The 24,272-nt window shown below is 66.8% G+C and carries 17 protein-coding genes and 1 tRNA gene; 1 reads left to right on the forward strand and 17 read right to left on the reverse strand.

Translation table 11 applies throughout. The annotated features are described in order from the left end of the window. Positions 1-7 precede the first annotated feature (7 nt). The 10 genes from Q0K00_RS01475 to Q0K00_RS01520 form a co-directional block, all read right to left on the reverse strand. Positions 8-910 (reverse strand): pentapeptide repeat-containing protein, encoded by a 903-nt coding sequence (locus Q0K00_RS01475; protein ID WP_297226808.1) that lies wholly within the window; start codon positions 908-910, stop codon positions 8-10. Between the two features lie 257 nt (positions 911-1,167). Beyond that, positions 1,168-4,020: a pentapeptide repeat-containing protein gene (locus Q0K00_RS01480; RefSeq protein ID WP_297226809.1), complete on the reverse strand. Its 2,853-nt coding sequence runs from the start codon at positions 4,018-4,020 to the stop codon at positions 1,168-1,170. Then, on the reverse strand, positions 4,011-5,021 hold the full coding sequence (tssG, locus tag Q0K00_RS01485; RefSeq protein WP_297226811.1) for a type VI secretion system baseplate subunit TssG: 1,011 nt from the start codon (positions 5,019-5,021) through the stop codon (positions 4,011-4,013). The genes Q0K00_RS01480 and tssG overlap by 10 nt, the downstream gene beginning before the upstream one ends. Continuing rightward, positions 4,985-6,700 carry a type VI secretion system baseplate subunit TssF gene (gene tssF, locus Q0K00_RS01490; protein WP_297226812.1) on the reverse strand — a complete coding sequence of 572 codons (1,716 nt, stop codon included), beginning with the start codon at positions 6,698-6,700 and terminating at the stop codon, positions 4,985-4,987. Before tssF ends, tssG begins: the two co-directional genes overlap by 37 nt. Before the next feature lie 6 nt (positions 6,701-6,706). Then, the gene (locus tag Q0K00_RS01495; protein WP_297226813.1) at positions 6,707-7,303 is read right to left on the reverse strand and encodes a hypothetical protein; all 597 of its coding nucleotides are present in this window, start codon (positions 7,301-7,303) and stop codon (positions 6,707-6,709) included. Next, positions 7,296-10,952 (reverse strand): type VI secretion system Vgr family protein, encoded by a 3,657-nt coding sequence (gene tssI, locus Q0K00_RS01500; RefSeq protein WP_297226814.1) that lies wholly within the window; start codon positions 10,950-10,952, stop codon positions 7,296-7,298. Before tssI ends, Q0K00_RS01495 begins: the two co-directional genes overlap by 8 nt. A 287-nt stretch (positions 10,953-11,239) precedes the next feature. After that, positions 11,240-12,019 carry a hypothetical protein gene (locus tag Q0K00_RS01505; protein WP_297226816.1) on the reverse strand — a complete coding sequence of 260 codons (780 nt, stop codon included), beginning with the start codon at positions 12,017-12,019 and terminating at the stop codon, positions 11,240-11,242. Then, positions 12,016-14,703 (reverse strand): type VI secretion system ATPase TssH, encoded by a 2,688-nt coding sequence (tssH, locus tag Q0K00_RS01510; protein WP_297226817.1) that lies wholly within the window; start codon positions 14,701-14,703, stop codon positions 12,016-12,018. The genes Q0K00_RS01505 and tssH overlap by 4 nt, the downstream gene beginning before the upstream one ends. A 361-nt stretch (positions 14,704-15,064) precedes the next feature. Further along, positions 15,065-15,150 (reverse strand) — tRNA-Leu (locus Q0K00_RS01515). Between the two features lie 9 nt (positions 15,151-15,159). Then, a complete protein-coding gene (locus Q0K00_RS01520; protein WP_297226819.1) occupies positions 15,160-15,684 on the reverse strand; it encodes a hypothetical protein in 525 nt (174 codons plus the stop codon). A gap of 217 nt (positions 15,685-15,901) precedes the next feature. Between Q0K00_RS01520 and Q0K00_RS01525 the strand changes: the two genes are divergently transcribed. After that, positions 15,902-16,387, forward strand: coding sequence for a phosphatidylglycerophosphatase A (locus Q0K00_RS01525; protein WP_297226821.1), 486 nt, complete (start codon positions 15,902-15,904; stop codon positions 16,385-16,387). A gap of 179 nt (positions 16,388-16,566) precedes the next feature. On the opposite strand, the gene Q0K00_RS01530 is transcribed toward Q0K00_RS01525, so the two are convergent. The 7 genes from Q0K00_RS01530 to Q0K00_RS01560 all read right to left on the reverse strand — a co-directional run. Then, positions 16,567-17,736: a hypothetical protein gene (locus tag Q0K00_RS01530; protein WP_297226823.1), complete on the reverse strand. Its 1,170-nt coding sequence runs from the start codon at positions 17,734-17,736 to the stop codon at positions 16,567-16,569. Between the two features lie 79 nt (positions 17,737-17,815). After that, positions 17,816-20,053, reverse strand: coding sequence for a polyribonucleotide nucleotidyltransferase (gene pnp / locus Q0K00_RS01535; RefSeq protein WP_297226825.1), 2,238 nt, complete (start codon positions 20,051-20,053; stop codon positions 17,816-17,818). 168 nt (positions 20,054-20,221) lie between these two features. Further along, positions 20,222-20,485, reverse strand: a complete 264-nt coding sequence (gene rpsO, locus Q0K00_RS01540) for a 30S ribosomal protein S15 (RefSeq protein WP_296304391.1) — start codon at positions 20,483-20,485, stop codon at positions 20,222-20,224. Positions 20,486-20,517: 32 nt separating this feature from the next. Next, positions 20,518-21,426, reverse strand: a complete 909-nt coding sequence (gene truB, locus Q0K00_RS01545; RefSeq protein ID WP_297226826.1) for a tRNA pseudouridine(55) synthase TruB — start codon at positions 21,424-21,426, stop codon at positions 20,518-20,520. A 102-nt stretch (positions 21,427-21,528) separates the two neighbouring features. Continuing rightward, entirely contained in the window at positions 21,529-22,917 is a 1,389-nt protein-coding gene (locus Q0K00_RS01550) for a PqqD family peptide modification chaperone (protein ID WP_297226827.1), read from the reverse strand. 18 nt (positions 22,918-22,935) lie between these two features. Next, on the reverse strand, positions 22,936-23,277 hold the full coding sequence (locus Q0K00_RS01555; protein WP_297226828.1) for a hypothetical protein: 342 nt from the start codon (positions 23,275-23,277) through the stop codon (positions 22,936-22,938). A 650-nt stretch (positions 23,278-23,927) separates the two neighbouring features. Next, the coding region (locus Q0K00_RS01560) for a DHHA1 domain-containing protein (protein WP_297226829.1) at positions 23,928-24,272 on the reverse strand (345 nt) is incomplete at its 5' end.

The following is a 24,272-nucleotide window of genomic DNA, read 5'->3' on the forward strand; positions in this document are numbered from 1 at the left end:
CGTCACCTCAGGCGGGAATGGGGGAAAAGCGTTCGGCCTTGAGTCGTGCCGGATCCGTCCGGCGGACGCCGTCAAGGCGAGCGCCGCCAAGGGCGCAGGCATCCATGCGGGCGGCGTGGAGATCCGCCGTGCGCAGATCGGCTTCCCGCAGATCGGCGCGGCAGGCATTGACGTGCGACAGGTCCGCCATTTCCAGACGGATGCGGGGCAGGCAGGCGCCTTCCATGTCCGCATGGGAAAGGACCGCCTGCCGGGCATCGACATCCTGCCATATGGCGGCCCGAAGGTCCGTCGAGGCAAGATGCGCCTGCACAAGGCTGCATGACGCAAGGCGGCTGCCTGAGAGGTCGCTGCCCATGAGCCCGGCCTTGTCCAGACGACACCGGCTGAAACGCGCTCCCGCCAGATCGGTATGCATGGCGATGAGCTGTTCCAGATCGCAGTCCTCGGCCTCAAGAGCACGGCAGGAGCATCCTTGCAGGACGACGAGTCTAGCAGCAACATGGTTGAAACGCAAGGCGGCCAGATCGCAGTCGAGGCAGTGCAGCTTATGGGCCACGGCGTCTTCCAGCGACGGCAGGTGGGAAAGCCCGCGCAAGGTCGCCCGGGAGAGCGTCACCCGGGGCCATTGGACGCCTTCAAGGTGACAATCCAGCAAAAAGGCGCGCTCAAGGACGGCATCGTCCAGCCGCACGCCGCGCAGCGCGGCGCGGGTAAAGCTCGCGCCGTCGAGCCGGGCCGCACGGAAGGAGCAGTCCTCCAGCGTGGCCTCGTCAAAGACGGCATCGCTGAGGTCCGCACCGTCAAAACGGCAGCCGCGCAGCCGCGCGCGTGTGAAGTCCGCCGCGCGCAGGTCCGCCCCGCTCCAGTCGCGATGCTCCAGCACGGCATCGGCAAAGGTCTTTTGCATACGGGTCCTCTCTTCAGAAACTGATGGATGCTTTCCGCACGGCAAGGGGGCCGCCGTTCGGGCGTTGTTCGCAAAAAAGCGGCCTCACCTTACAGATGACGTATCCGGGGCAGCCTCCGTTCCTGTCTTTCCCGCTTCCGGGGGGCCAGCAGCACGGGAAAGCGTTTGCCTGCCCTGGTTCATTCCATCCTCCAGAGTAAAGCGCGTTGGGGGAAGGATGGGTTCCCTTCCCCCGGAAAAAGAGCGTTCCGTCAGCCCTACGCCTGCTTTTTGCGCGCCGCCAGGATGGTCGCCGTGATGTCGGCGTCGTCGAGGCGGCTGTTCCCGTCAAGGCCGAGACGGTAGAGGTCGGCCCCGTAAAGACTGGCCCCGCGCATATCCGCGCCATGCAGGCGGGCTTCACGCAGGGAAGCCTCGAAAAGATCGGCGCGCCGCAGGCTGGCCCCCCGCAGGGAACAGCGGGTGAGATCGGCTTGCCGGGCGCTGACGGCATTCCAGTCGGCGGCGGAAAAATCGCAGTCCGTAAAGCTGGCACCGTGGGCGCTTGCCCGGCAAAAGACGGCGCCCGGCGCGGGCACCTCCGTCCAGGCGCTGCCGCCAAGGACAGCCCCGCTGAAGTCGGCCTGCGCGGCCTGCGTGCCGTGACCAAGGGCGGCGTCGGACAGGTCCGCCCCGCCCAGACGGGCATGGTCCAGACGCAGCGCGTGCAGATCGGCGGTGTGCAGGTCCGCGCCCGAAAGATCCGCCCCGGAAAAGTCGCTGTGGCGCAGGCGGATATTCTCCATGCGGGCCTGCGGGGCGCGCAGGCCGGGAGCCTGACTTTCGTGGAAGAGCGCGGAAGAAAGGTCGGCCTCGCCGGCGTCGGCCTCGGTCAGATCCGCTGCGCTGAAATCCGCATCCACCGCGCGGAGTCGGCGGAGGTCCGCCTGCTGCAGGCGGGCGCGCAGGAAGCAGGCTCCGGACGCGTCGGCCCCGGTCAGTTTCGCGCCGTGCAGATCGGCATCGACCAGAGAGGCCCCGCGCAGATCGGCCCCGGAAAGATCGGCTCCGGCAAGCCGCTGGCCGTCGAGCCGCAGCCCGGAAAGGTCGGCTCCGACCAGCGAAAGCCCGGCCAGCGAGCCACCGGCGGCCAGCACGGCGACAAGTGCCGCGCGGGAGGGCGGCGCATCGTCAGAGGCCGAAGCGGTACCGGCAAACGCCGCTCCGGGCTGCGCCGCGTCGTCCAGCTCCTGCGTGGATCCTGTCGCTCCAGCGTCGTCGGCCGGTCCGGCGGCTGCGGCCTCCGGCGTGTATTGTCCCGCGGAGGCGGCAGCGGGAGCGTCCGGACTGTCCTTCAGAGGCGAGGACGGGGCCTGCGCTTCGGCCTTGGCTTCAAGTTCCTTGAGCGCCGCCTGGTAGCGTTCGATATGTTCGGAGACCGAACCCGGCGGGAAGCCCGCGCCCGCTTCCAGCAGACGCGCATAGGCCGGGAGTTCGTCGGGATCGTCCGGCGCGTTGTCCAGGAGTTCCAGCAGGCGGTCGGCCGCGGCGGGACTCATGCCGGCGTTTTGCAGGACGGCGCCGGGCGTAGTGGGCAGGCCGCCGCTCATGGCCTTGAGACATTCTCCGCTCCCCGGCCCCAGGAGCTGCAGCGTCTGGGACATGGTGTCAATGAGACTGTCCGACGGCTGCATCAGCGCGGAAAAACGGGCAAGGAAGGCGTCGCTCGCGGCCTGCCAGGCTGCGGCATCGGCGTAGTCGGCGGGATCGGGCAGATCCAGTTCCAGCGCCGCATTGACGGCGGCGATGCGTTCTTCGGAAAGACCGGCCTGCCGGAGCTGTTCTTCCAGCGACGGCGGCGGGGGACTGGCCTGCAGGGCGGCGGTCTCGGCGCACAGACGATCGAGATGCTGCCGGGTCTCGGCGATCTGTTCCGGCGTGAGAGGCGGCAGTCCGGCCTGGGCCAGTGCGGCATTGAATTCGGGCAGGCTCTCCTCCAGATCGGCATGGAGCGCCGCGGCTATTTCCGCCTGAGCGGGCGGAGCCGGGGAGGGGGCGGGCGCTGGCTGGGGCGCGCTTTCGGGCACGGCGGCATTCGTTCCCGAGCTTGCGGCGGACGGAACAGCGGCGGCGGCAACGCCTGCGACGGCCGTCCCGGCGACTGCCGCGGCCGTCATGCCGGTGGCGCTCATCCCTTGCGCCGACGGTTCGGCAGCCGTCGTCCGTTCCGCCACAGAGGCGTCCGCGTCTGTTGCGGGCGCGGCGGGAGAGGGCGCGCTTGCCGCCTGTTCAGGCGAAAGGAGGAAGCGCGCCGCGGCGATGTCGGAGGGCTTCTCATCCGCGCAGGGGACAAGGGCGTGCCAGCAGATGATGGCCGTGTGTTCCACGGGGAACAGCCAGAGCGTGTCAGCGGTGATGGCCTGACCTTTCCATTCGTTTTCCCCCGTGCGGAGCACTTCCATCCGCAGGCGCACGCCGGGCAGGCGGACGTGCTGTTCGGGCGTTTCCGGGCCGAAGGCGGAAAGGAAGATCTCTTCATCCCCGCGCAGGCCGCCGGGCAGACGCTGCTGGGGCTGCGCCTCATTGAAGAAATGCCAGTCCGCGTCATCCGGCAGGCCGGGCCAGCGCGTTTGCAGCCAGCGGGCGTCATAGGTGCCCAGCCCCTTCATGCGGCAGGGCCACGCGCCCAGCGGCAGCGGGCAGGCGGGCGCGCCGTGCGGCAGGGCGGGGTCGGAAAGCAGGGGCGCGCTCTTGTTGCCCAGAGGGTTGCCCGCGGGGTCGAAGGCCGCGACTTCCCAGATCAGGGGCACGGGCTTGCCGTCCGGCGCGGCCTTGACCAGGAAGCGGCGACGGCTTTTCCCCACCCTGATCTCGACGACGCCGCCCTCGCGCGCCTGCGGCGTGACCGTACCGGCCAGCAACCATTCCGCGTCCTGTTTGGGGATGCCCGCATCCAGACGGCAGCCCGGCGGCAGGGCGGCCATGGCCGCCGCCAGCGCCATCTCGGCGGGCAGGACCTCCCCTGTGCGCAGGTCGAGGCCCAGCAAGGCGCTGAACGCATGATGCGGCGCTCCCCGCCAGTCCAGCGGCTGCGACGCGTAGAACAGCGTGTCCGGCTTCACTATCTCCATGTGGCTGCCCCTTTCAGATCATCGGTCTCTTTTTTCCGCACGATCACCGTCGCCCGCCGTTCCGTATCGCCAAGGAAAAAGCCCAGGCGGCTGTCCTTGCCCAGCGCCGTCCGCCGCGGGGGGCAGGGCGCGGGGTGCAGCACGAGCTCGAAGGCCAGCGAGTGCCGCACATATTCCCGCACATGCTCCTCGATGCGGCGGCAGCTTGGGCCGCTATGCAGGAAGTCGGGCATCTCCTCGGGGAGCACGGCATCGAGATGGATACGGAACAGCCCCGTACTGTCGCGCACTTCGCTGCCGAGCACGGCCGTCTCGCCCAGCACGGCATTGGCCGTGCCCGGACGGCATCGTTGTTCCGGAGCGATGGCGACGCGCCGTTCCACGCACTCTTCCACGCGCACATCGGAGCGCCGCAGCAGAGAGGCCAGAGAGCGCTGCAGTCGCAGGGCCGAGCGGTGGCGGCAGACGAGCAGCTCCGCCGTGGCGGCGGGAGGCATGGCCTCGTCGTGCTCCGGACGGCTCATGAGGCAGTGGAGCAGATGCGCCGCCCGCTGATCCCCTTGCTCGGTCAGTCGCCGCGCCAGCCGGTGCTGTCGTTCGGCGGCGTACAGGAGATGGTAGAGACGGTTATTGAGGATATCGAGGAAATCCCGGCTCAGGCTCTCGTCGTTGCGGGCCTCGTCCAGCAGCTCTTCGGTGTAGAAGGTCGGCAGCGGCCCCATGGTGCCGTAGAGGCCCAGCAGGGTCGTGGTCAGCTGCCAGGCGGGAGGCGTGGCGGGCGCGCTGTCCGGCGGCGTGCGGATCTCCGTGATGTCGGCGGCGGGAAAGGCCAGCGAAAGATGGGGCCGGATGGCGACATCCCGCTCGAAGGGGGGCAGCTCCGGCGCGTCGGCGTGCGCGCGCTCCAGCAGGCGCAGGGCCTGCCCGAGCGTCATCTCCCGGAGATGCCCGCGCAGCAGCTCGCTCAGATCAGCGGGCGCGTGCCCAGATGCGGCGTCCATGACCATGTTGCATTTTCATTTGCCAGCGTGACGTGCAGCTGGGTGTAGTTGTTGAGCAGGGAGAACTCGGAAAGCAGATCGTCCAGCGCGCCGCAGAACAGGTAGGCGTCCCCCGCTGACGTGAAGCCCTCGCGGTTCAGCGCCAGGTGCAGCTCATGGCCACGCATCAGGCGGCCGCGGAAAAGCCGTTCCCTGGGGACGGAAAAGAAGTCGCGCACGGCGTCGCAGCGGCGGCGGTTGGCCATGAAGAGTTCCGGGGCGGATTCCGGCGGCGGCAGATAGAGGGAGAGCAGGCCGCGCAGGGCCTGCGGCGAGGCCAGCGAGAGCAGGTTGGCGTTGATGTGTCCCACGAAGCGCCAGAGCAGCGACTCGTCGCGCGGGCGCGGCAGCGTGGGCGTGGGCGCCAGGATATTGCGGAAACTGGCCAGACTGGGGGAGCTGTCCGTCGCTTCGCAGATGTCCCCCACCTGCAGGCGGGCGGGTTGCGTCGTATTGCAACAGCGCAGATGGAGCGCCAGCGTGAAGGGTTGCGTGTCCATGGCCGCGTCACGCCGGTAGAGCGGCATGATCAGGTGTTCCGGTTCACCGCTGACGGGCGACAGGCGGCAGCGGATCTGGTACAGGCCGCCCGCTCGTTGCGGATCGGCGGCCTCGAAGCTGGTGAAGCTCTCCGTACGCCCGCCGGGGAAAAGGGCCGTGGCCTGCTCCACGGAAAGGATGTCCAGCGTGCGGCGCACGCCGTCCTGAGGGCGCAGGATGTATTCTTCCTGCGTGTGGCTGACGTTGACCGGCTCGGAGGGCACCCGGCAGATGTTGCTGGCGGGGAAGACGTTGAGCAGGAAGGCGTCTTCCCGGAAGTGCACGTTGCGGACGGCATCACCCTGCAGGTACAGGCGCAGTTCGCAGGCTGCGGCGTCGGACGGCATCGTCAGCCGCTCCAGCCCCTGCAGATGGAAAAAGAGGAGCTGCTGCGGCTGGAGGAAATAGCGATGCAGAGCCATATAGGCGCGGGCCAGCCCGCGTCCGGCGGCAAGACGGCCGTCGTGGGGCGAGACGGACAGCGGCTGCAAGGCGTTCGCGGGCAGGGTCTGGACGGTATGGCCCGTGACGACCTCCACGCGACGCAGCCCCTGCCGCAGGGCATGATACTGCTGCACGGCCTCGGCGTAGGGGGCGGCAAGGTAGAGGCGCAGGGGCGTGCCGCGCAAGGCCGAGAGGGGACCGCTGCCTTGCAGATGCAGGGAAAGGACGAGGGAGGTCTCGTTGCGGCGTTCGCAGGTGACGCCCCGGATATGCAGCGGCAGCAGATCCGCCTCGGTATCCAGCGTGTAGATGCAGGGGACGCCGTCCACGGGCCGGGAGGCCAGTTCCGCGCCGCGCGGCAGATGCAGCGGCTCGCGCAGGTCCTGACGTGGCGTGAAGGCCATGAGCGTCGTGGAGGGCGTGGGCAGGACGGCGTGGGGGAAAGTCAGGCGCAACAGCGTCTGGAGCAGTTCCGGGGCCGTCTGGTCCAGCCGTTGCCGGACGCGCCCGCACAGATAGGCCACGCCCTCGAGGATGCGCTCCACATCGGGGTCCGCGCCGGGCTGCATCATGGGGGCCAGCGCCGGATAACGCCGCCCGAAGGCCTGCGCATCCTCGCGCAGGATGGAAAGTTCTCGCTGATAATAACTGTCCATAACGCCTCAGAAGTGGGCTTCCCGTTGCTTGCGCCTCGCCTGTTCCTGTGCGGCGGCGGTCTCGTCGAGGTGCTGTTCGTCCTGCTTTTGTGCGGCGGCGCTTTTTTGCAGGGCGGCAGGGTCTTCCAGCCGCAGGCGGGCCGTGCCGCGCGTATTGGTCATGGTCAGGCGCACGTCGCCGGCGAATCGGCGCGCGTAGTCACCGAAGCCCGCTCCCACGGCGTCCCCCTGCCGCTGTACGGCCCCCAGGCCGAAACGCTCCTTGGCGGCGGTATAGAAAGCCTCCCCGGCCTTACCCTCGATCTCCCAACCGGCGACGCGGCGTTCCGGCCCGCACAGCCAGATGTCCGCCCGGCGCATGGCCGCATCCGGCGAGACATGCTCGAAGCGTTCCACCACGCAGCCCCCGTCCAGACGCATCTCCCGCGAGCGATAGCCTGCCTCGCGCATACGGGCATGGACGGTCGCGGTCTGATCGCCCAGCCGGATGCCGAAGGCGGCGGGTGCGGGCGGCGGCGCGTCCGCCGCCGGGACGGGCAGGGCGAAAGCCAGCAGCGGGAGAAGGCAGGCCGCGCCGCACGCCCATGCGTCGTGCCTAGGCATCGTACTCTCCTGCGAGCATGGCCTGCAGCAGCTTCGCAACCTTCTCAACGGAAAGGACTTCATCCTGCCGCTGCTCGAACTGGTCGGCCGCCCGCGTGGACGCGTCGCCCTGGAGCTTGATGGTGGCGCTTGCTCCCGTGATCTTGATGGCCCCGTTGCCGAGCGTCAGGATGCCGTCCCTTGTGCCGGTGATCTGGTTGCCGGAAAAGGCGATATCCGCCAGCGTCACCTTTCCGTTGGCCGGCTCCAGAGAGATGCCCTGGTCGGAACAGACGATCTTCGACCCCTTTCCGTCAAGGCATACCTTGTTATCTTCAAGGATGAGCCGGGCTTCCTTTGCGGACAGGTTGGCGGTGCCATCCCCCATGTCCAGACGGGCTGTCGGATTGACCACGTTGTCGGGTTTGCAGGTCACGGCAAGCGAGGTGGGAGAAAAGATAGCCTGTGTGGCGGCGGCATTGTTGGCCGAGGCCTGACTGGACAGGACAAGCTGGCCGTGATCGTCCTTTGTCCCCAGGAGCATGGCGATATTTTGCGCATTTGTTACTTGCTGCAAGGTCATGGCGGCGGGTCCGCTGGTGAGCGTCAACTGCTTGTCGGCCGTGATGCGGGCATTCTCCTCGCTATGCTGGTAGGCCCAGCGGTTGCGCCTGAACTCCAGCTCCGTGGTGTCGGCAAGGAAGGTGGCCCGTTTGCGGATGTAGTCGCCGCGCCGCGTCGTCGTGTCGTCCTTGATGCGCCAGTCCAGAGCGTCTATTTCCTGCATGAAGTCCGTGGCGTGTCCTTGCTGGATCTCCAGGCCCCAGGCGTTTGCCTTCGCCATAGCGTCATCCGCATTGAGGGAGGAGAAGGGCGTGAGGACGCCGATGTTGCCGGGGGCCTCTCCCGGAGCGTAGTTCTCCAGCTTGCCCAGGGCGTCGGTCGTCGTTTTGGTGTACTTCTTGTGGTGGAGAGCCATATCCGGGGAAGCCGGCCGCGGCAGATCACGGGTGTTGCGCAGGATGCCGCGCTGGGAATGCATGGCGATGGAATCCCGCGCCGTCATGGTGATGTTGGCGTCGTCGGTGCGCAGCAGGATGCCGCCCAGCGTGTTGGTTTTTTCGTAACCTTGTACGAAAAGCACCAGAGAGACCAGTTCCGGGATGAGCGCGAGCACATCGTCAGTAACGAAGGTCCGTACGGCGTCGATCTTGTTTTTGTAGAAGTAGGCGGCGTCGCTCATGGAGTTTTTGCCGCAGCAGTCCTGCCAGACTTTTTCCAGCGCGGTCAGGCAGGCGCTCAATTCCGCCTTATTCTGTTCCTGCTTGACGATCTCGGATACGCAGCCCGCGACTGTGGCGTCCATCGTCGTTTTGTCGCTGGCCTCCTTGGCGGAGGCCTCGTACGTTTTCATGGCCTCACTGGCCGCATTTTTTTGGGCGGCAATGGCTGAGTCATAGGTGGCTATGGCTTTGACAAGGGCCGTGGCGACCTCCTCATAAGCGGCGCAACCAGATGTGATCCTCGCTGCCCGGCCGCTTTCATTGTAGGCTGCATACACCTTCTCATCCTTGTCGTACAGCGTCTTCATGGCCGTTTCCAGCGCATCGAGATAGACGGTCTTCGGGACGGCCGAGCCGGCTTCCAGCCCGAGATTCGTTATGTCGGCAGCGCTCTTGAGAGCCAGCGACGTAAGATAGGTGACCATGACGGACAGCAGTTCCGCCTTGTTGGGGAATATCTGCAGCAGCGATCTGGCCTCATCCGACTTGGCAAGAAGAGAGACGCCGTATTTCAACGGCGTCATCCCCTTGGATGACTGTATCGAGGCGGAGGCGTTGAGAGCGGTCGCCAGCGCCTTCAGGCCGGTGCTGCTCCATGCGGCGCTCTCTTTCCCGGTAGAGTCCCCGGCGACCGAGCTGCCCAGCGAGTCCGCGGCCGTGCTGCCGATATTGGCGAGCGCTTCAAAAAACGTCGTGAAGAAATAGGCGTGCCCGTAACCGTAGACGCCGTTGTTGAGCTTGTAGCCGCTGATCTGGGAAAGGCCGAAACTTGCAAGCTGCGTCATGCCGACGCCCGCGGTCTGCATGACGTTGGCCGAGGTGAGGATGGCGCTCTCCGTGGAGCCCGCCGCCAGGGTCAGGCCGCTGCCCGCGGGCGTGGAGAGAGATATGCCCTGTTTCTTGTCCGTGTCGTTGATGGTGATCTGGTTGCCGCCGGGGCTGCGCAGGCCCTGAAAGTTGGCATTGCCCGAACCGGAGATGCTGCCCGTCTCGCCGTTGGCCAGCGCGCCGCCGATGACCGGTAGGTCGGGATTGCCGTCAACGAAGGAGACGAGCACTTCCGTTCCCGGCAGCAGGGGCAGACCGAGGCCGCTGTCCTTGCCCACCTGCGGCTGGGCACGGCGTATCCAGCAACTGGCATTGCCGCCCGTCCTGCCGGAGATGTCAAAGGGAAAGGTCAGCTTGTAGCGGCCGTATCCGTCCATCTCCGCCCGCGCTCCGCTGCTGTCCCCGGCCACGAAGGCCCGCAGCACGCCGGGGATGCGGCTGCGCGGGGCCGTGCGCGCCGGGCGGTAGGGCACGTCCGCCTCCATACAGGTGAAGGTGTTGCGGTAATAGAGGCGCTCGCCGGGTTCGCGCAGGGGGATGCCCAGCCCCAGGGAAAGGAAGGCGTCCTGCCGTCCTTCGTGGGTGACTTCTGTAATGAGGTAATCCCGGTTGAACGGATCGCTGTAATGCCCGTCCAGCCGGAATATCCGGCCCGGCCGCAGCGCGGGCGCGGAGCTTGCGCCGTGGAAGAGGCGGCCCCGGCAGCGCAGTTCCTCGGCACGGATGGCGGCCAGCCGGTTGGCCTCGTTGTCGTTGTCCACATATTCATTGCTCAGGTAGACATCTCCGAGACCGTTGCCGTCCACATCCGCCATGCCCACCACGGGCTTGTTGGGATTGCGCCAGTCATAGCTGCGCAGCACCACCCGGCGCGGCAGCGGCGTCTGGGTCAGGGCAAAGAAGACGATGACCTCTTCCCGCATATCCCCTTCCAGGCCGGAGGCGGGCGAGTAGGACAGTCGGGGGATGTCATCCGTGCTGTGCGACTGCGGCGCATCGGCAAAGATGACCTTGTCCGTGCCGTCCTTCTCCTCGAAATAGAAGTACGCGCCCTGCTCCTCCATGCGCCAGCACATATAGTCATGGAGCGTCTCCTGATACTGCATGGCGAATTCGGGAGCGGGGTAGTCCTGCGCCGTCAGGCGGAATTCGTGCGGGAAGCTGAAAAACGGTTGCGAGGACATGAGTTCGCGCAGCACGTCCTCCAGCTTTTTGCCCAGAAAGATGGCGCTTTGTCGTATCTGGCTCAGTTTCCAGAAGGTCGGGCGCAGCCGCACGGCATAATAGGCGTAGCCGTTGAAAAATCCCCGCTGCTCCACCGCCGCGGGATAGCCGGAAAAGACGGCCGGTTCGGCGTCGCCGTCCCGCACCACCTCGAAGCGGCAGGGAGCGGCTAGCAGGGCCCCGGTATCCACGGCGGCGTCGGTGCACACAAGGTCTATCTGGAAGTCGAAAAGCTGATGCAGGCCCTCCACACCGCGAAAGCCCACGACATGGAATGGCTCGTTGCTCTGATGCGACGAGAAAAAGCGGAAACGTTCGGTCAGCGTGGTCGGCATGGCATGTCCTTGGTGGAAGAAGAGGAGCGCGATGGGCTTGCCTTGTCCCTGTCACTTCCCTTGCTCAAAGCGTGCTGGGGGAGGGATGGGAGGCTTGGGGGGAAGAATGGCAAGAATGCCTTTTCTCGCTTCGCTGCGAAAAGGCTGGGCCCTCCAGCGCTGGCGGCGACCGAAAGGCGGGCCGCAGGGCCGTGCCTGTTAGGCGACGCAGGAGCCTTACAGACATCGACAGCAGAGCGAGGGGGTCCCCTTCCCCCCAAACAAATAGCGAATAATATCAACAGGCCCTAACAGAGCGGCAGCACGAAGAGGTCCGCCGCGTCGCCGTCGGGGAGCGGGCCGAAGACCAGCGCATCGGGCAGACCGTCCAGACGGACGAAATAACTGTCGGCCGGAGTCAGACGGTTGCCTGTCCCCCAGGCGGTGAATTCCCGTTCGGCCGCCGTGAGCCGCAGCCCGCGCAAGGGGTGGTGCAGGGTACAGCGCTGCGGGATGGTCCCGGCCTGTCCCACGCCGTGCGCGTCGGGCGCGCAGCCGCACGCCCCCAGCAGCACGCCCTCCCACGGGTCATGCGCCGGGCCGCACTCCAGCCAGAGGCCGAGGCCGGGCCGGGCATGGACGGCAAGGCGGTAGGGCGGCGCGGCAAGAGTCCCCGGCGTATGCAGGCGGGCGATGGCTCTGGCCCCGATATTTTTGGTGACCACGTCCGCATCGGCCAGCGGGAGCGGCAGCGGCGGCAGCTCGCCGCCGGAGGGGGCCAGCAGGATAGGGAGCGCCCGCCCCGCTTCCTGTCGTCGCGTATGCTGCACGGCCAGCGCCGTGAGGGCCAGCCCCCGCAGGATATCCTTGCGGGCGAAACTTTGTGCGTTGCCGACGATGAGCCATGCCCCGCAGTCGGGGCGGCAGACCTCCGTCAGCAGCGGGGCCAGTGCCTGCGCATCGGTGATGCCCGTCAGAAAATGCGCCTGACAATCGGCCCCGAGGCGGGAGATCTCCCCGCCCAGCGAGCGGGCAAGGGCTTCGTTCTCTTCGAGCAGGGTCAGGAGAAGGGAGGGGCGTCTGCTCATGCCGTGTGCTCCGGGGAGGCAGCGTCAAAATCCATGACGAGCTCGTTGTCCCTGATGTCCAGATGCACGCCTTGCGGCGGGCAGTCCCCGGCCATGTGGGAGAGGATGCTGCGGGCCAGATCGGGCAGGACGGTCCCGGCAAGGACGTAATCTATGTTGCGCGCGCCGGTCTCGGTCTCCGTGCAGCGGGAGGCCAGCCAGCGCGGCACGCTGTCGCTCCAGACGCAGCGCATACCGTTGTTGGCCGCCAGCCTGCGGGCCAGCGCATCCAGCTTGAGCCCGGCGATGGAGGCAAGCATCTCCTCGTTCAGGTTCAGGTAGGGCACCACATGCATACGGGCCAGCAGCGCGGGCTGGAAATGTGAGGAGAGCAGCGGCCGCAGGGCGGCGGCCACGGTCTCGAGGGCGGGCGGTTCCTCGCAGCCTTCGCAAAGCGCCTGCGTGATCTCCGAGCCGAGATTGGAGGTCAGCATGATGACCGTATTGCGGAAGCTGACTTCCGTCCCTTCGCCGTCGGTGAGCGTCCCCTTGTCGAACACCTGATAAAAAAGCTGCATGACATCGGGGTGCGCCTTTTCCACCTCGTCCAGCAGCACCACGGCATAGGGGCGGCGACGTACGGCCTCGGTCAGGAGACCGCCTTCGCCGTAGCCCACATAGCCGGGCGGCGAGCCGATGAGTCGGGAAACGGTGTGCTTTTCCTGAAATTCGCTCATATTGATGGTGATGACCGAGCGTTCGTCCCCGAAGAGGGCATCGGCCAGCGCCAGACCGGTCTCCGTCTTGCCGACGCCGGAGGGCCCCACCAGCAGGAACACGCCCAGCGGCTGTTCCGGCGCGCGCAGACCGGCCTTGCCAGCCTGTATGCCTTCCACCACGGCGCGCAGAGCCATGTCCTGCCCCCGGATGCGGGCGGACAGCGTCTGCGCGAGCGCGGCGATCTGACCGGCCTGATCGCGGGCCACCTTGCCCACGGGGATGCCGGTCCAGTCGGAGACCACTTGCGCCACCACATCGGCCGTCACTTCCACACTGACCAGCGGCGTCCCGGCCTGACGGGCGGCGAGCGCTTCACGGGCCGTCCGCAGGGCCGCTCCGGCGGACGCGACAGCCTCCGACGCGTCAGGCTCCGCCGCATCCTCAGCGGCGGCACGGGCGGCGGCCAGCGCCGCGCGGGCATCCAGCACCGCCTGCGCCAGCTCCTTTTCCTCCCGCCAGCGGGCGTCCAGCGCCTCGGCTTCGGCATGGGCCGCCGTCATGGCGTCCCGCAGGGCGGCGCAACGGCTCTCGTCCACATCCGCCCCCTCGGCGGCGTCGCGTTCCAGCGCGTCGAGCTGGCGGCGGCAGGCCTGCGCGCGGCGTTCCGCGTCCTCCAGCGCGCCGGGTTTGGCTACCTGCGAGACCTTGACGCGGGCGCAGGCCGTATCCAGCAGATCGACGGCCTTGTCCGGCAGGAAGCGTCCGCTGATGTAGCGCCCGGCATAGTCGGCCGCCGCCTGCAGGGCCTCGTCCCGCACGAGCACCTTGTGAGCGGCCTCATATCCGGCGCGCAGACCGCGCAAAATGAGCCCCGTGGTCTCCACCGACGGCTCGTCCAGGCGCACGAGCTGGAAACGCCGGGCCAGAGCGGCGTCCTTTTCAAAATATTTCTTGTATTCCTTCCAGGTGGTCGCGGCGCAGGTGCGGATCTCACCGCGCGCCAGAGCGGGCTTCATGAGGTTGGCCGCATCCGAGCCGCCCGCGCTGTTGCCCGCCCCTACGAGCAGATGGGCTTCATCAATAAAAAGGATGATGGACTTTTCCGACGCCTTGATCTCGTCCAGGACGCCCTTGAGGCGGCGTTCGAACTCGCCTTTCACCGAGGCCCCGGCCTCGAGCAGGCCCATGTCCAGACTGAGCAGGGTCGTCCCCTGCAGGGTCTCCGGCACGTCGCCCTCACTGATGCGCAGGGCGAGGCCCTCCATGACCGCCGTCTTGCCCACGCCGGGCTCCCCCACGAGGATGGGATTGTTCTTGCGGCGGCGGGCCAGGATGTCCACCATCTGCCGGATCTCCTGATCCCGGCCAAAGACCGGATCGAGCTTCCCGGCGCGGGCCTTTTCGGTAAAGTCCTCGCAGAAGCGGGCAAGGAAGCTCTCGCCGCCCTGTCCCGCGTGTCCGGCCTGCCCGGTGGCGATGTCCGCGGCCCCGGCGGACGGCAGGACATCCGTTTCGCAGGTGCCTTCGGTCAGGCGGGCGAAATCGCGCAGCAGCGTTTCGCTGTCGAGGGAACGCAGCAGGGCGGGATAGTCGCCCTGCGCATAGAAGCCCGGACGGCGCAGGAAGGCCAGCAGCACGCCGCCGGAGCGCAGACCAGCGGCCCCCAGATCCACGGACGAGACCAGCCAGCCGGCTTCCAGCACGTCCTGCAGGGTGGGCGAAAAGACCGGACGCCCCGTATTGCCGCTGCGCAGCAGGGAAAGGCTGCGCTGCAGCTCGCGCCGGAGAGGGGCGATATCGCATCCGGAACGGCTCAGCAGCAGGGGGGCGTCGCCGTGTTCCTCTTCGAGGCAGGACAGCAGGAAGTGCTCGAACGTGACTTCATAATGCTCGTGGTTGACGGCGTATCCCGCAGCGGCGTGCAGGGCCTGAGTACAGAAACCGTTGCATTTGTCGATGAGACCCTTCATGTCTACGCCGATCATGACCTCTCCTTGCTGCGCACCGGGCTGGCGGTAAGCGTCTCCCCCGGCCACGGCAGGGACATCCCCGATGGATGCGCCCGCTTCCGGCAGGGAGATGGGCAGACTCCATTTTGTATTTGAGCACTCGGAGGACTGTCAAGGGGCGTTGCCGTCCCCTTGCGGCGGCAGAAACCAATGGCCGGAAGCGGAACGGAAGAGCGCCGCGTGGGGCGGAGAAGGGCGAAAGGAAACAGTGGCATCCGCAAGCGGCTGTTACCGCAGGCGTTTTTCGCAGGGGGAGGGAACGTATCAGGTACGCAACGAGAGCGCGTCATGCTCGTATGGGTGACGTATCGGGAAAGCGTCAGAGACGCATCAGAAGTGGTACCCGGAGCCGGGCTTGAACCGGCACAGCCAGAGGCCGAGGGATTTTAAGTCCCTTGTGTCTACCAATTCCACCATCCGGGCATGGGATCGTCAACAGGAGGGCGTCGTGTCGGGCGTAGCCGCCGCTTCATCTGGTTGCGCTTCCGGCGCGGACTTCTCTCCGTCCGCTCCGGTCTCTCCGTCTTCTTCCTCTTCTTCCGGCTCCGGCACAGGCCAGAGCGGCGTGGACGTCACTTGACGGACAGGCAGATGCTCCGGAGCGCTCTCCGGCAGCGTCCGCTCCTCTTCACGCCAGCTGCCCGCCTCCAGCCAGTACAGATGCTGGACGGAGAGATCCTTCTTGAGGAAAAGCAGGTTGCCGCGCACCGCTTCCGGCAGCAGGGCGGCCAGCTCCTGCGCCAGCTTGCGGAAGATATAGGTCTTTTGCGCTTCAAAGACGCACTGCACCAGCAGGATGTCCCCCGTGGGGGTGAAGTCCACATGGGCGGCGCCTGCCTGTTGCAGCAGCTCGTCCAGACGGGGGACGAACAGGGCTTCGACGTCCTGAAGTTCTTCGTAGGTCAGGATATCCCCGTAGATGAACTGCCCGAACATTTCACATTGATATCTGCCCATTTCACAACCTCAGCAACTATATACGGGAAAAGGCGGCGGCTGGCAATGGGCCGGACAGGGGGCGGGTCGGAACGCCTCGACGCTGCGTGCATTTTTTGACAAACTCTCTCCCGCGCCAGCGGGGCGATCATTTGAGATGAGAGAAGGAACACACGCTAACCGGCAGGGCGGACATGCCGCCTGCCGCTGTCCCGGACGACCGGGAGAGGAGGAAAACATGCCGCAATGGCTCATTCTGGGATTTTGCCGTCTGTGGAAAGCCGGGCTTTCGCCCATCATGCCGGGGACCTGTGGTACGGCGGTAGCCTGCCTGCTGGCGCCGTGGCTCTTTTTGCCGCTGTCGCCGTGGGGGCGCATAGCGCTGCTTGTGATCCTCTTCGTGCTGGGGGGGCTTGCCGCCTCCCGCGCGGAGGTGCTGCTGGGGCGCAGCGATCCCGCCGAGGTGGTCATCGACGAGCTGGTGGGGGTATGGCTGGTGCTGCTGCCCTTTGCCTATGAGGCGAAGGGCTTCCCGTGGCCGCTGTTGCTCGTGGCCTTCGTCCTTTTCCGCATCTTCGACATAGCCAAGCCCGGCCCTGTCCGCGCCGCGGAGCACTGGCTGCCCGGCGGCTGGGGCGTGATGCTGGATGACGTGGTGGCCGGCTTCCTGGCCATGCTTTGCCTGTGCGTGCTGTACGGCTTCGCGGGCGACACTCTTCTGTAGGGCGGCACGCTGCGCAGCCGCCTTGCGTTTTGTCTTTTCCAACGGCAAAACGCTGCCGCGCAGGAAAGGAAACGGGCCATCATTGCTGATGGCCCGTCGTTTTTTGGCGTATTGTGACGCAGAGCATTTCCCGTTTGGATCGCTTTGCGTTTCAAATCGTCCTTTCCAGAGCAAACGCACTATTGCCGGGGCGCTGCCTGGGTATTGTCTTCGGCCGCGTCGGGGGCTTGCGGGTCAAAGTCGATGACGCGCCCCTGCAGCCAGACATAGGCGTCGATCTCGTCCCCGGCTTTGGGTTCGTAGTCCTTCAGCACCATTTTCGAGGCATAGACCGGCAGGAGCATGGGCTCGCGTCCTTCAAAGGGAAAACGCAGATACATGAGCGTGATGGGCATCTGTTCCAGCTGGCCCTGCCGCACCGCCTCCACTTCCGCGCGGATCTGGTATTCGCAGAAGCGGCGGCCCGGCATGATCATCCGGCGGCCCTTCATGCTGACCTTGAGCGGCGGCACGTCCAGCCGTCCCGTACCGGGATGGGCGGCAAGCCAGTCGGCGGCGTAGGCTTCGTACTGCGGGCCCTGGGTGATGGTCACATCGTCCAGCAGGGCCTTGCGCACGGCAAAGCAGAGACCGGCCAGCGTAAAGGTGTGCGTGATGCCGGGGGTGAGGTCGTCCTTGTCACGGATATAGAGGGGATCGTAAAGCCACATGGGATTTTTCCCCTCGATCATGGACACGGCCACGTCCGCGCCGGAGCCGTTCTCCCAGGGATGCACGCTTTCCACCGTCAGGTCGTTGGGCTGTCCTTCCAGCAGGGGGACGGCGTCGCAGGGACGGAGCTGGCCGCCCTCCTCCTCGGCCCGCAAGAGCACGGAAGCCCGCAGGGCCTCCTCTCGGGGCCAGGCCATGAGGACATATTCCTTGCCGCCGCGTTTCCACTGCCATGCGGGGCGGGTCCCCCCTTCATGCAGGACGGTGCTGATGACCTGCGGCATGAGGGCGGCGGGATTGCGGCCCAGCACGACGGCCCAGGCATCGCCCAGCCCTTCGGCATGGGTGCGGTTCGCGCCGCTGACGATGGCCTGCACCTGCTCGGGCGTGAGGTCGGGATGTTCGGCATCCAGAGGCTGCAGGTCTTCCGCCGCCTCGCGCGCAGGCTCCGCCGCTTCGGGAGACTGGGCGGCCTCGACCGCTTCGGCCTTTTTGGCCTTCTTGCCCTTCTCGGCCTTGTCGCTCTTGTCCGTCTTGTCCGCGGCGCTCTTCTTTTCCTTGCCGGCCTTTTCGGCCTTGGGCGCTTTCTTTTTCTTTTCTTCCACGGGCTGCTCAGTATTTTCGCTTTTCTTGGGCATAGATTTCCCCGTTCTTTCCGCCTCAGCGAAACGGGCGCGGGATCGGCCTGCCATCCCGCGCCGTTATCTGCTCATGAGTTTACTGGCCGCGCCGTTCTCCCCGGTCGCCGCGACCGCCGCGGCCGTGCCGGTCCCCGCGCTCGCCCCTGTCGCCCCTGTCCCCGCGGCTGCGCTGCGGGCGGGCGGTCTCTTCAGGGTTCCAGGGATGGCCCTGCTCTTCCAGCAGGACGGCCTTGCGGCTGGCCCGGATACGGTCGCCGTTGATCTCGATGACCTTGACCACCATATCTTCGCCTATGTGGGCCACGTCGCCGGGCTGCTCCACGCGGTTGACGTCCAGCTGCGAGACGTGCACGAGCGCTTCCACATTGGGGAGCACTTCCACGATGGCGCCGATCTCCATGATCTTCTTGACCTTGGCGGTGTAGTTCTTGCCCAGTTCCGGACGCTGGTCGTAGTAGCTGATCATTTCGCGCGCCTTGTCCAGCGCGTCGGCCGTGGGGGCGAAGATGGACACGCGACCGGAATCCTCGATGTCCACGGAAGCGCCGGTGGCCGTGGTGATGGCCTTGATGTTCTTGCCGCCGGGGCCGATGATCAGGCGGATGATGTCGGGATTGACATAGAGTTCCGCGTGCTGCGGCGCATAGCGGGAGAGTTCCTTGCGCGGCTCCGCGATGACCTTGGCCATTTCCGCAAGGATGTGCAGACGGCCTTCGTGGGCCTGCTGCATGGCCTGACGCATGATCTCCGTGGTCAGACCGGTGATCTTGATGTCCATCTGGACGCCGGTCACGCCCTCGGCTGTGCCGGCGATCTTGAAGTCCATGTCCCCGAGGGCGTCCTCGTCCCCGAGGATGTCGGTCAGCACGATGAACTTGTCGCCTTCCTTGATGAGGCCCATGGCCACACCGGCCACGGGAGCGCTCACAGGCACGCCCGCGTCCATGAGCGAGAGCGAACCGCCGCAGACCGCCGCCATGGAGGACGAACCGTTGGATTCCACGGTCTCGGCCACCACGCGCAGGGTGAAGGGGAAGTCCTCGTCAGCGGGCAGGATGGGCCGCAGGGACTTCTCGGCCAGCGCGCCGTGCCCGATCTCGCGCCGGGAGACGCGAACAGGCTTGACCTCGCCCACGCTGAAGGGCGGGAAATTGTAATGCAGCATGAAACGCTTGGTCACGTCGCCGTTCAGACCGTCCATGCGCTGCTCGTCGGTGGAGGAGCCGAGGGTGGTGACCACCAGCGACTTGGTCTCGCCGCGCCGGAAGAGCGCCGAACCGTGCGCCCGAGGCAGCAGGCCGGTCTGGATCTGGATGGGGCGCACCGTCCTGGTGTCGCGACCGTCGATGCGGATGCCCTCATTGACGATGCGGGCGCGCACGATGGTCTTTTCCAGCGCGCCGAGGATGTCGCCCACTTCGCGCAGTTCTTCGCTCTCGGCCCAGGCCGGATCGGCCTTGAGGGCCTCCATGACCTTGTCTTTCACGTCCTTGCGGGCGTCCTTGCGGGCCATCTTGTCCGGCACGCGCAAGGCGGCTTCGATGCCGGCCTCACGGGCGAGCTCTTCCACACGGGCCACGAGCACGGGATTGTCCTCGTGGGGGGTGAAGGGCATCTTTTCCTTGCCGGCCAGTTCGCGCAGCTTGAGCTGGGCCGTGATGAGGGGCTGGATCTCCTTGCGGCCCCATTCCAGCGCGTCGATGATGACGTCTTCGGGCACGAAGCGGGCCTCGCCTTCCACCATGGTCAGGGCGTCGGCCGAGGCGGCGAAGACGATGTTCAGATCGCTCTTCTCCTGTTCCTCGTAGGTGGGATTGAGCACGAACTGTCCGTCGATGCGGCCGATGCGGCCCCCGGCCACCGGCCCCTCGAAGGGCAGGGGAGAGAGCAGCACCGCGGCCGAAGCGCCGGTGAGCGCCAGCACGTCAGGCTCGTTCTCGGGGTCGGCGGAAATGACGCTGGCCAGCACCTGCACGTCTTCGTTGAGCCCCTTGGGGAAGAGCGGACGGATGGGACGGTCGATGAGGCGGGAGACAAGCGTTTCCCGCTCGGAGGGACGACCGATCTCGCGCCGGAAGAAGCTGCCGGGGATGCGGCCGGCGGCGTACATTTTTTCGGAATATTCCACGGTCAGCGGGAAAAAGCCCTTGTCGTTCTCCAGCGGCTGCGAGCAGACGGTGACCAGCACCACCGTGCCGCCGCACTGCACCCAGACGGCGCCGTGGGCCTGATTGGCCAGGCGTCCCGTTTCAAAGATGATTTCCTTGCCGCCGACCACGGCGGTGACGCGGGTCGGATTGAACATATCAGACATGATGTTTCCTCGATGAAGGGGATTCCGCCAAAAACCGGCCTGATCCCTGCGCGCCGGCTTTTCCCGGACCCCCCTTCCTGCGTTGTGCCCCGTCGCCGGGGCGTTTTTTTCCTGCCGCAAAAGGCGGCAGGGGGAGCCGCGGCGCGGCTCCCCCTCCGAAACGATGGATTACTTGCGCAGTCCCAGCTTCTCGATGAGAGCGCGGTAGCGCTGGATATCCTTCTTCTTGAGGTAGTTCAGGATCTTGCGGCGCTGACCCACCAGCTTGAGCAGACCGGTGCGGGAGTGGAAGTCCTTCTTGTGCACCTTGAAGTGCCCGGTCAGGCCTTCGATGCGGGCGGTCAGCAGGGCCACCTGCACCTCGGGGGAGCCGGTGTCCCCTTCGTGTTTGGCGTGAGCGTCGATAACGGCCTTTTTCTGATTGGCATCCATCACCACAGCAGTTCTCCTTATAAGGAAGAGGGTTAGTTCCAGAGCCCCCGCAATACGGCCCAGCAGTCGCCGTGCGGCAGTTCCCTGCGCTCGGCAAGGGCCAGCTCGCAGCCCGCTTCCATGAGCAGGGCGCGGCGGCCTTCGCCGCGGCAGGGCACTGTCTGCCCGTTGCGGATGCGCCGCGCCTCGTCCGGCGTGAGATCCACGCGCGGCCAGTGGGGCAGGGCTTCCGCCAGCGGGCGCAGGCCGCGGACCATGCACGCCGGATCCGCCGTGATGGCGTCCAGCGACACGGCCGCATCCAGGCCGAAGGGGTGGCTGTACTCGCGGGTCAGTTCCGTGAGCACGGCTCCGCACCCAAGTCGTTTCCCCAAGCTGTGGGCCAGGGAACGTATGTAGGTGCCGGAACTGCAAGCGACCCGAAAGCGTACAAGCGGGAGGGCCATTTCCAGCACTTCCGCCTGCGAAATCTCCATGCGTTTGATCTTGACCGGCGTCTCGACGCCCTTGCGAGCCAGCTTGTAGAGGGGCTGCCCCTCGTGCTTGGCGGCGGAATACGCGGGCACTTCCTGCTCCGTCAGTTCCCGCCAGCCGCTGATCCCTTCACGGACGGCCGCCTCGCTCACATCCTGCCACGGCAGTTCGCGCAGGATCTGCCCCTGACTGTCCCAAGTGTCGCTTTCCTGTCCGAGGCGCAGCACGCCGCTGTAGACTTTGCCGCCGTCCGCCAGCAGGTGCGAGGCGATCTTCGTCCCCTGTCCGAGCAGCACGAGCAGCACGCCGGAAGCCAACGGGTCAAGGGTGCCGGCATGGCCGATCTTTTTCTGTCCCAGACGTTTGAGCACCGAAAGGCATCGGGCGGAAGTGGGACCGGACGGCTTGTCGAGCACCAGCACGCCATGCAGCTGCGGCAAGGCAGAGGGTTTGGGCTTGGTCATCATACGCAATGCAGCAACATACCTGTGACGGGGCCACAAGTCAAAGCTTTTCCGGCGGGGAAAACGGCGCTTCGCGGCGTTCTGATCGTCAGGCGGGCCGTTCGATCAGTTTACGTCCGCCTGTTCCAGGAAACCGGCCGCGCACAGGCGCTGCCGCAGGGCCGTCACGTCCCGGCGGATACGGGAAAGGCCCGCCTGGGGGAACGCTTCGGCCAGCAGGGCGGCCAGTTCCGCATCGCTGCCCGGCTCTTCCCAGAGCTGCCAGAGCGCGCAACCCATACCGTTGAGTCGGAAGACGCGGCCGTCCCGTCCGGCGGCCTCCTCGTCGCGCGCCAGGAATCCCCCGCCGTCGTCCTGGCGGAAGATGACGCCGGGACGCTGCCGCCAGGACGTGGGAAGCGCGTCGGGAGGCGTATGGCCGCCGCGTGCGTGACGGCGGCGGAAGGCCCGTGGTGGCCGTAGGCCGTCCTTGGATGGGGGGGGAGGCGCGTGGAACGAGGCGGCTGCCGTGTCCTGAGCGGAGGGCGGTGGGGGCGAGGCGTCGGACGAGAGGTCGGCGGCCAGCCAGTCGTCCAGCAGGCCGGCGGCCTCATCCAGCGTGCGATAGCGCAGCAGGCGGCAGGGGACGCGCTGGAGCAGGTCGCAGGCCGTGCGCAGGGCAAGACCGGCCCGTCCGTCCCGCAGCAGGAAGCGCAGCAGCACGTCCCGCATGTCGTCCTGTCGGCTTTGCGGCAGCAGACCGCAGGGGAGGGCGGACGACGTTTCCAGCCTGTCCAGGATGACGACGGCATCCACCGGCAGGAGCGTTCCCCACGCCAGCATGGGCAGTTGCGCGGGATCGCAGCAGAGATAATAGTCATCCTGACAGGCGATGTACGGCGAATCCGGTCCCCGCAGCGGGGCCAGACGGCCGCAGTCAGGCAGCGGAAGCCGCAGGCGGGGGGCGAAACCATAGGAGAACAGTTCGCCCGCCGGGCTCAGGGCCAGCATATCGTCCCCAAGTCCCTGCCAGCCGCCCAGCAGCAGGCGGGCCATGAGCGCGCTCTTGCCCGCCTTGTGCGTACCGCAAAACAGGACGGCGCGCCCGTTGCGGACGGCCGCCGCGGCATGGATGCCCATCTGGTCGGTGTGCCGGGCCTCATAGGCGGCGACCAGCTCCACGGCCAGCGTGCAGGCCAGGCAGGTCAGGCTGGGTTCGAGGCTGTAGCCCGGCCGCAGCCGAGCCACGGCATCCTGCGGATGGAACGGCGTGAAATCCGTGGCTTCCGGGCTTGCCCCGTGCAGACGGAAAGCGCCGTCCGCCAGCGGCTCCACCAGAAAGCCGGGCGGCGTCTCCCCTTCCGGCGCACTGGGCGAGATGTGGTGCGGCCAGCAGCCCAGCACCCGGCGGAGAGCGTCCAGAAGCGCGTCCGTCCCGTCAACCGCGCCGGGCAAAAGGCGTACGGGCCCCGCTATCCCTTGGAAATGGATATCCCGGCAGGCTGCTGGCGACATGCGACGACCGCCTGTCGGCTAATTGGGGCGGAAGCCGCCGCCGTGGGCGGAGGCGGTGCCGCCGCGATAACCACCGGCGTTCCCGGTCGGGCCCTGATAGCCGCCCGCCGTGGGGGCTCCCTGATAGCCGCCCTGTCCCGGATGCCCGTAATAGCTGTGCCGTGACCGCGGGCTGCGGTAAGTGCGGCGAGAGCGAGGGCTACGGTAGGTATGATACGAGTGGGCATGGGCCTCATCCAGCCCCAGCAGAGTGGGGGCGGTATAGATCATGCCGGCGGTCACAAGGCCCAGCAGGAAACGGCGGCGGCTGACGTTCGCTTGCTGCTTTGCGGTGTTGTCGCGTTGTTGCTGTTCGGACATGTGCTGACTCCCTGTACAGCGGCGGACGGCGCAGGCGTTCCGCGCGTGCCGCTGGTATGGTGTTGAGGACAGCTTCGTGTATAGCGGGGGTGGCGTCAGAAAAGCGTTAGTCCCATGAGGGACGCGCGGGCGGCAGGCTGTACCCGCCGCCCGGCTCATGTCGGCTGGTTAGATGTCGCGGCGTGGACCATCCGGTCTTCTGCGATCGTGGTCGAATCCCTCGAAGCGCTTTTCGCCTTGACCGGGCCTGACGTCTCGGCGGGAAGGCCGTGTCCTGTAGCCGTTATGCGGTCCCGGTCTGTCGGGCCGTCTGCTGGGCCGTGTCCGTCCTGGACGTGTCCGCCCGGGGCGAGTCCGGTCAGGACGGCGTCTGCTGGGCCGTGTGCGCCTGGTCCGCCTGCGGTTGCTGGGGCGTGTGCGCCTCGTGCGCCGCCTGTTCGAATGCTTCCACGGTTCGGCCTCGGCCTCGTCGAGACCCAGCAGCGTGGGCGTGACGTAGGCCAGGCCGGCGGCCACGAGCCCCAGCAGGAAACGACGCCGGTCAGACGGCTTCCGTTCCGGGACATCGCCAGTGTTCTGCACTCGTTCATGCTCGTTCATGATTCCCTCCTGTCATGGAGCATTGCTGAGCTTTCCTGTCAGCCATGCTGTCAAAGGACGGCAGCGACGGCCTTGATGAGCGTTTCAGCCGCCTGTGCGGCCTCCATGCGCAAGGTCCCTCCTGCCGCGTTCCGGTGTCCGCCGCCTCCCAGTGTGGCGGCGGCAGCCCGTACATCTGTTTCACCGAAGGAGCGCAGGCTGAACTTGTGGACGCCGGGCGCATCCTCGCGCAGCAGGGCGGCGGCCCGTACGCCCGCGAGACGGCGCATCTGCTCCACAAAGCCCTCCAGATCTTCCTTCGTTGCTCCACAGCTCTGTAAATCATCCAACCGAACGGCACAAAAGGCAAGCGTTCCGTCGGCCAAAAGTTGGATGCGCTCCATCAGCCGCGCCCA

This window comes from uncultured Desulfovibrio sp., from assembly GCF_944327235.1.
Taxonomy (GTDB): Bacteria; Desulfobacterota; Desulfovibrionia; order Desulfovibrionales; family Desulfovibrionaceae; genus Desulfovibrio.